Annotated in this window: 1 pseudogene; it reads right to left on the bottom strand. The window is 53.0% G+C overall.

Annotation, left to right across the window (positions count from 1 at the left end):
• A pseudogene (locus BN93_RS15990) lies at positions 1-839 on the bottom strand (TonB-dependent receptor domain-containing protein); the annotation flags it as partial.

Here is an 839-nt window from a genome sequence, read left to right as displayed (position 1 = left end):
AGAACCCACTTTCACAAAGTCGTTCTCGTCTTTCTGCACACCTCCGTTAGCAAGGATGTTGCCTTGGTAGTCTTGTTTGAGGTGCGATGCGTAGATGTCCGACATCGTTCCGCCCTTGCGCAGTATCATCTTATACGATTCGGCCGACGAAACCTCAAACTCTGTTGGTGCTTTCACGGTGGTGTTGGTGGTGCGGTCGGTTACGTATTCGGGCAACAGCTCCTTTATTTCGTTGCGGTTGAGCGAATAAACGAGGTTAGCCGACCAATCAACAGGGCCCAGTTTCTGGTTGTAGGTGGCACTAAGTTCCACGCCCCAGTTGTTTACCTTACCTGCGTTTTCGAAAGCATACTCGTAGCCAGAGCTAGGCGGCAGCTTGTAACGGAACAGTTGGTTGTAGGTGTTGCTGTTGTAATAGGTGGCGGCGATGTTCAGTTTGTTGTCGAACAGGCGCAAGTCCATACCCAATTCAAAGGCCTTTGTCATTTCAGGTTTCAGGTGACTGGCCGGCGTAAAGGCCCCACTCTTGGGCGTTCCGTTAGACAAGGCCACGGCTTCGCGCGTAAGATAGGGCGACGGCGGGTTACCCACCTGCGCGTAGCTACCGCGTATCTTCCACAACGAGAAGATGTTTTTGGGCAAAGGCAACACTTCTGTGAGCAACACCGAAGCACCTACCGAGGGGTAGAACACGTTGTTGCTGCTGGTTCCGAGCAAAGTAGAGAAGAAGTCGATGCGGCCCGTTGCATCGGCAAAGAGGAAGTTGCGGTAGCCCACTTCAACCTTGGCGTAGACGATTGCGTTTGCGTGTGCAAGTTGGCATGTGCCGTGCTGCTCTC

It is taken from the genome of Prevotella conceptionensis 9403948, assembly GCF_000312305.1.
Classification (GTDB): Bacteria; Bacteroidota; Bacteroidia; order Bacteroidales; family Bacteroidaceae; genus Prevotella; species Prevotella conceptionensis.
This window is presented reverse-complemented; position numbering and strand designations above follow the sequence as displayed.